This is a genomic window from Microbacterium sp. K41 (assembly GCF_004794395.1).
GTDB lineage: Bacteria > Actinomycetota > Actinomycetes > Actinomycetales > Microbacteriaceae > Microbacterium > Microbacterium sufflavum.
The window spans coordinates 1-6329 of the sequence record NZ_SSDO01000253.1; the positions used below are offsets into that span (position 1 = coordinate 1).

A 6329-nucleotide genomic window follows, 5' to 3' on the forward strand; every position below is an offset into this window, starting at 1 on the left:
CCCGCACCCGCACCCGCACCCGCGCCGGCGACGGACGGGAGTGGGTCGGCGACGAGCGACCCCGACGCCTGCGGTGCCCAGGCGATGCTGGCCCCGTCGTGCGGCGCACTGTGGGGCGTGTACGCCACCGAGGGCGGATCGAACCTCGTGACCTCGGTCACCGATCTCGAGGCCAAGGTCGGGCGCAAGTTCGACATGACCATGCGGTACCACGACTTCTCCACCCACGTGCATCAGGGGCAGTTCCCCGACGCGGAGGAGCAGACGCTGGGTCAGGACCGCACGCTGCTGTTCTCGTGGCAGTCGCGCGTCTCCGACACCAACACCATGATCGCGTGGTCGCGCATCACCAAGGGCGAGATGGACTCGTACATCGACTCCGCCGCCGACCGGGTCAAGGCGTTCGGCAAGCAGGTCATGATCGCGTTCGATCCCGAGTTCGACAACGGCCCGAACGAGGAGAAGGGCACGATGGCGGACTACGCCAGCGCCTACCGCCACATCCATGACCGTTTCGAGGCCAAGGGCGTGACCAACGTCGCGTGGGCCTGGGTGTCGACCGGGTACCTCGGCGACGGGAACGACGACCGCATCATGCAGGGCTACCCCGGAGACTCCTACGTGGACTGGGTGGGTTACGACCCGTACAACTTCTACACGTGCAACGGCACCGGGTGGACGACGTTCGCCGACAAGATCGATCAGAAGTACCACTTCTTCACGCAGGGCAGCCTGGGCACCAAGCCGCAGATCCTGTCCGAGTACGGCACCTCGTACAACACGTCCGACCCGGCGCTCGCGCAGGACTGGCACCGCGACATCCCCGATGCACTCAAGGACTACCCGAACCTGAAGGCGCTCGTGCGGTTCAACTCGCCCGGTGCCCTGGGCACGGGGGAGAAGTGCACGCTCCAGATCGAGAACGGCCCCGGCATGCTCGAGTCGTTCAAGGACGCGGGTCTGGATCCGTTCGTGAACACGCGCGGGAACTGACCCCGCGTCGAGCCCGTCCGCTCGACAGGACTGCGCCCCCTCGGGCGCCGGTGCCTCACACACCGGTGCGCGAGGGGGCGCTCCTCGTGTCACGACCGCGGGCGATCGGCGTCCGCGGGATCCGGCGACGCGCGATCGGCGTCCGCGGGATCAGGCGACGCGACCGGCGTCCGCGGGGTCAGTCCTCGGCGGCGGGGAGTCCGACGAGCTCGGCGCTCCGCTGCCACAGGGCCTCCGCGAGCACGGGGTCGTTCGCCTGCGGGTTCACCCGGGTGGTGAGGACGCGCTCGTCGTAGTAGGCGCCGGAGGTCCAGGTCTCGCCCGGGGTCCCCTCGATGAACCACCGCAGGGTCGCCCCTCCGCGGTCGGTCCCGATCAGGAGGACGTGCCGCAGCGGCGACCGGTACACCAGCCGCATGATGCTCGACGAGTCCGCCGCGAAGTTCGTGCGGACCGTGCCGGGGTGGAACGCCACGGCGCTGAGGCCCCGCGCGTGGAACCTCTCGTGCAGGCTCTTCGCGAACAGGATGTTGGCGAGCTTCGCGTCGCCGTAGGCCTTGTTGGGGCTGAAGCGGCGATGGTTGTCGAGGTCGTCCAGGTCGAGGTGCCCGAACAGCCGGTGGCCCACGCTCGACGTGTTGATCACGGCGCCGCGCACCCGGAGCAGGTGGGGCAGCAGCAGATTCGTCAGCAGGAACGGCGCCAGGTGGTTCACCTGGAGCGTCTTCTCGTAGCCGTCGACCGTGGGGGTGCGGTCGCCGAAGATGCCGCCGGCGTTGTTGGCCAGCACATCGATGCCGTCGTCACCCACGGCCGCGTCGATGCGGGTCGCGAGGGAGCGGACGTCGTCGAGTCGCGCGAAGTCGGCCACGTGATGCTCGGCTCCGGTCTCCTCCGCGACGGCGCGGGTCTTCTCCGGGGAGCGCCCGACCAGGATCAGCCGATGCCCGGCGTCGGCGAGCTGACGCGCGGCGGCAGCGCCGATGCCGTCGGAAGCACCGGTCAGGACGATGGTGCGGCGGCCGGTCGCGGTCACTCGGCCTCCGCCTCGACCGTCGGGGTGATGCGCTCGACAGCGCGCGTCACGTGCTCGGCGATCACGGCGCGGGCGCGATCGGGGTCGCCGCTGGCCACGGCGTCGATGATCTGCTGGTGGCTGCGCACGTGCTCCTCCTGCTCGGCGGGGTCGAGCGCGGCGTTCGCGGCCTGGATGAACCCGGCGATCCGACCACGCAGCTGGGCGCTCAGCTCGTCGAGGAACCGGTGCTCGGCGAGGTCGGCCAGCGTCTCGTGGAACAGCCGGTCCTGGCGGAGCACCTCCGCGATGTCGCCGGGCGCCGCGTCGGACATCGCCTGGATGATGGCGCCGAGGCGTGCCGCCGACTCCTCGTTCCACCGCTCCTGCACGCGGATGGCCATGAACTGCTCGAGCACGATGCGCAGGCTCGAGATCTCCTCCAGGTCCTGCGCGGTGAGCTGGGCCACGCGGGCGCCGCGGCGGGGTTCGCGTGTGATCAGGCGCTCCTCGGCCAGGCGGGTCAGCGCCTCGCGCACCGGGATGTGGCTCACGCCGAGCCGCTCCGCGAGCTTGCGCTCCACCAGCCGTTCGCCCGGCGCGAGCTCGCCCGAGTGGATGGCGGCCCGAAGCTCGTCGGTGACCTGTTCGGCGATGTTCTGATCCGACACGCTGCGCATCCGGGGCCCTTCTCGGTTTCGCGCGGCCCGGTGCTCGTCGCGCGGGGCCTCTTCGCTCGCTCGATGCTATGGCATCCGCGACAGGACTGGACAGAACGACGCTGGTGCTAGATGCTATAGCAAAACCTAGCGATGACGAAGGAGTTGTCATGTCCGGCACTGACTCGGCCGCCCAGGAGCGCGCCGCCGACGCCGCGGTGGGAGCCGCGGCCATGAAGAAGGCGATCTGGCGGCTCGGCCCGTTCCTCGGACTGCTCTACCTCGTCGCCTACATCGACCGGAACAACGCGGGCTTCGCCAAGCTCGAGATGACGGCCGCGCTGAACATCACCGAGGCGGCGTTCGGCTTCGCGGCCGGCATCTTCTTCATCGGGTACCTCCTCTTCGAGGTGCCCAGCAACCTGCTGCTGGAGAAGTTCGGCGCCCGCAAGTGGATCGCGCGCATCATGATCTCGTGGGGCATCGTCGCCGCCCTCACCGCCTTCGTGCAGGACGAGACGCAGTTCGCGATCGCGCGCTTCATCCTCGGCATCGCGGAGGCCGGGTTCTTCCCCGGCGTGCTGCTCTACCTCACGCTCTGGTTCCCGCGGCAGTACCGCACGCAGGTGCTCGCCGTGTTCGTGCTGTCGAACCCGATCGCCAACGCCGTCGCCGCACCCCTGTCGGGCTGGATGCTCGAGCTCCACGGACTGTGGGGTCTGGACGGCTGGCAGCTGGTGTTCCTCCTGCAGGGCGTGCCCGCCGTGCTGCTCGCGTTCGTCGTGTTCTTCTGGCTGCCCGATCGCCCGCAGGACGCCCGCTGGCTGAACCCGGCCGAGCAGCGGTGGATCACCGACACGCTCGCCGCCGAGACGCAGGCCACGGAGCAGCGCCACGGCCGCCTCCGCCTGGGCGAGGTCTTCCGCAACGGGCGTCTGTGGACGCTGATCGTGCTGTTCTTCGGCGTCGTGTTCGGGGCGTACGGCCTGGGCATGTGGCTGCCGACGATCGTGAAGAGCATGGGCGACTTCTCCAACGCCACGACCGGATGGCTGGTGGCGTTGCCCAACCTCTGCGCGGCGCTGGTGATGCTGCCGTGGGAGCGCGCCGCGCGGAAGCAGGGCAACATCCCGCTCCAGATCGGCATCACGCTGAGCATCACGGCCCTGTCGCTCATCGCAGCGGTCGCGGCGCAGGGCACTCCGATCCTCGCGCTTGCGGCGCTGTGCGTCGGGATGTCCGCCCTGTTCTCGACCACGCCGCTGTTCTGGAGCCTGCCGCCCATGGTGCTCACCGGCACGGCCGCGGCGGCGGGACTGGCGTTCATCAACTCGGTCGGCAATCTCGCCGGGTTCGCCGGTCCGTACGCGATCGGCTGGATCAGCCAGACCACGGGATCCGCCGTGTGGGGCCTGCTGCTCATCTCCGGTCTCACCCTGCTCGGGGCGACGATCGCGTTCGTGCTGAGCCGTCGCGCCGACTTCACCACGGCGCCCGCACCGGCGCCGCAGTCGGCGCCCGCCGCGCGCTGAGCCCGTCCGGATCGGCGGGCGTAACGAGAACGTAACCCCGCCGATCCGGTTCGCTCTAGACGCCCTCGCGCTTTTGCTACATGCTATAGCGAACACCCTTACCCGAAGCACCACCCGACACCTGGAGGCACCCATGTCGCGTCGTCGCGTTCTTCTCGGCGGAGCAGCGCTGCTCACCGCCGCGCTGATCACCGCTGGCTGCAGCACCTCATCCACCCCCGACGGCTCCGCCCAGGACGGCGGCACGCTCACCGTCGCCGCGGCCCAGGGCATCCCGCAGCTCAACCCGGCCATCCGCACCTTCGCGTGGGAGGAGGTGCTGTTCCCGCTGCTCTGGAACGGCCTCACCACCACCGACGAGTCCGGCGAGATCGTCGGCGACCTCGCCGAGAGCTGGGAGACCTCAGACGACCAGAAGACGTGGACGTTCACGCTCCGCGACGGCGTCACGTTCTCCAACGGCGACCCGTTCACCGCGGAAGACGCCGTGGCCTCGTTCGAGTACTACCTCGACCCCGAGACCGCCACGCAGGAGAAGAACAAGATCGACATGGTGACCGACGTCACCGCCCCCGACGACAAGACCGTCGTCATCACGCTCTCCGAGCCGATCGCCACGTTCGACGCCGGCATCGTGTGGGTCAAGATGCTCGACGTCGACGCGCTCGACACCATCGACAAGGAGCCCATCGGCACCGGTCCCTACATCGTCGACGCCTTCACACCCGACGACAGCCTCACGCTCGTGCCCAACCCCGAGTACTTCGGCGACGCCCCCGCGCTCGACGAGATCAGGATCGTGAAGGCCGCCGAGTCCACGGCCGCCGTGACCGGACTGCGCTCGGGCGACATCGACGTGCTGTGGTCGGTGCCGCAGGGCGACGTCGAGGGCCTGGAGGCCGGCGGCGACATCGCGCTCGTGAAGCCGGAGAACCCGAGCCAGTGGCCATCGTGGGAGGTCGACACCACCTCCCCGCCGTTCAACGACGTGCGTGCGCGGCAGGCCCTCGCATACGCGATCGACCGCGAGGCGATCCTCGACGCCGCGTACTACGGCCAGGGCACGGTCTCCCCGACCAACAACGCCCTCGGCGAGGTGAACCCCTGGTACGGCGGCGACCTGACCGACTACTCCTACGACCTCGACAAGGCCAAGGAGCTGTTCGCCGAGGCCGGCGTGACCGAGGGCAGCACCCTCACCTGGTGGGGCGTCGCCGGACAGTACCCGGAGTGGAACACCAGCGGCGAGATCCTGCAGGCCAGCCTCAAGGAGATCGGCATCACCCTGAAGATCGACAACAACGACGTCGGCACCTGGGTCGACTCGTTCTACCCGGCGGGCAAGAGCTTCCCCGGCTACATCGTGCCGAACTTCCAGTCCACGCCACCCGAGCCCGCCTACTCGCTGAACTTCTATCTGGAGGGCCGCTGCGAGTGCAACTGGGTCGACCCGGAGTTCCAGTCGGCCTTCGCCGCCGCCGTCGCCGAGCCCGACCAGGCCGCGCGTGCCGAGAAGTGGGGCACCGTGCAGACGATCATCAACCAGCAGGTGCCGCTGATCGTGCCGCTGCAGTCCACCGTGGTCACCGCGACCAGCACGAAGGTCGACGGCGTGTGGGTCGAGGGCGGCGGGCAGCTGCACCTCGAGAACGCGCAGTTGAAGGGCTGACGTGCTCCTCTCCGTCCTGCGGCGGGTGGCGATCAGCATCGCGATGCTGATCGCCACCTCGCTCCTCGTGTTCGTGGTGCTCCGGCTGCTGCCGGGCGACCCCGTGATCACCCGTCTCGGCTCGACGCCGGGCGTGGACGCCGAGATGCTCCAGCGTCTGCGCGAGGAGGCCGGGCTCGACGCCCCGGTCATCGAGCAGTACCTGCGCTGGATCGGCGGCGTCGTCACGGGCGACTTCGGACAGTCGTACTTCAACCAGTTCTCGGTGACCGAGCTCATCGCGCAGCGCCTGCCCGCCACGCTCGAGCTCACGCTGATCGGCATCCTGCTGGCCGTGCTCATCGCGACCCCGGCCGCCGTGATCGCCTCGCTGCGCCCGCTCGGCGTGGTCGACCGCGTGCTCACGGCCATCTCCACCGCGGGCATGGCGCTGCCGCAGTTCCTCATCGGCATCGTGCTGA

The 6329-nt window shown here is 69.5% G+C and carries 6 protein-coding genes; 4 read left to right on the forward strand and 2 right to left on the reverse strand.

Annotation, left to right across the window (positions count from 1 at the left end):
- Positions 1 to 993, forward strand: a 993-nt coding sequence (locus DW309_RS06965; RefSeq protein ID WP_205812657.1) for a glycoside hydrolase family 26 protein, incomplete at its 5' end; no start/stop codon positions are given.
- A gap of 178 nt (positions 994 to 1171) precedes the next feature.
- Here the strand turns inward: DW309_RS06965 and DW309_RS06970 are convergent.
- Together DW309_RS06970 and DW309_RS06975 are read right to left on the reverse strand one after the other, a co-directional pair.
- On the reverse strand, positions 1172 to 2029 hold the full coding sequence (locus DW309_RS06970; RefSeq protein WP_136044948.1) for an SDR family NAD(P)-dependent oxidoreductase: 858 nt from the start codon (positions 2027 to 2029) through the stop codon (positions 1172 to 1174).
- On the reverse strand, positions 2026 to 2688 hold the full coding sequence (locus tag DW309_RS06975) for a GntR family transcriptional regulator (protein ID WP_136030065.1): 663 nt from the start codon (positions 2686 to 2688) through the stop codon (positions 2026 to 2028). Before DW309_RS06975 ends, DW309_RS06970 begins: the two co-directional genes overlap by 4 nt.
- A gap of 149 nt (positions 2689 to 2837) precedes the next feature.
- On the opposite strand from DW309_RS06975, the gene DW309_RS06980 reads away from it, so the two are divergent.
- The 3 genes from DW309_RS06980 to DW309_RS06990 all read left to right on the forward strand — a co-directional run.
- Positions 2838 to 4199 carry an MFS transporter gene (locus DW309_RS06980; RefSeq protein WP_136030063.1) on the forward strand — a complete coding sequence of 454 codons (1362 nt, stop codon included), beginning with the start codon at positions 2838 to 2840 and terminating at the stop codon, positions 4197 to 4199.
- Between the two features lie 133 nt (positions 4200 to 4332).
- Complete coding sequence (locus tag DW309_RS06985) at positions 4333 to 5868, forward strand: ABC transporter substrate-binding protein (protein WP_136030061.1); 1536 nt, start codon at positions 4333 to 4335, stop codon at positions 5866 to 5868.
- A 1-nt stretch (position 5869) separates the two neighbouring features.
- A partial coding sequence (locus DW309_RS06990; RefSeq protein WP_136044949.1) for an ABC transporter permease occupies positions 5870 to 6329 on the forward strand: 460 nt, incomplete at its 3' end.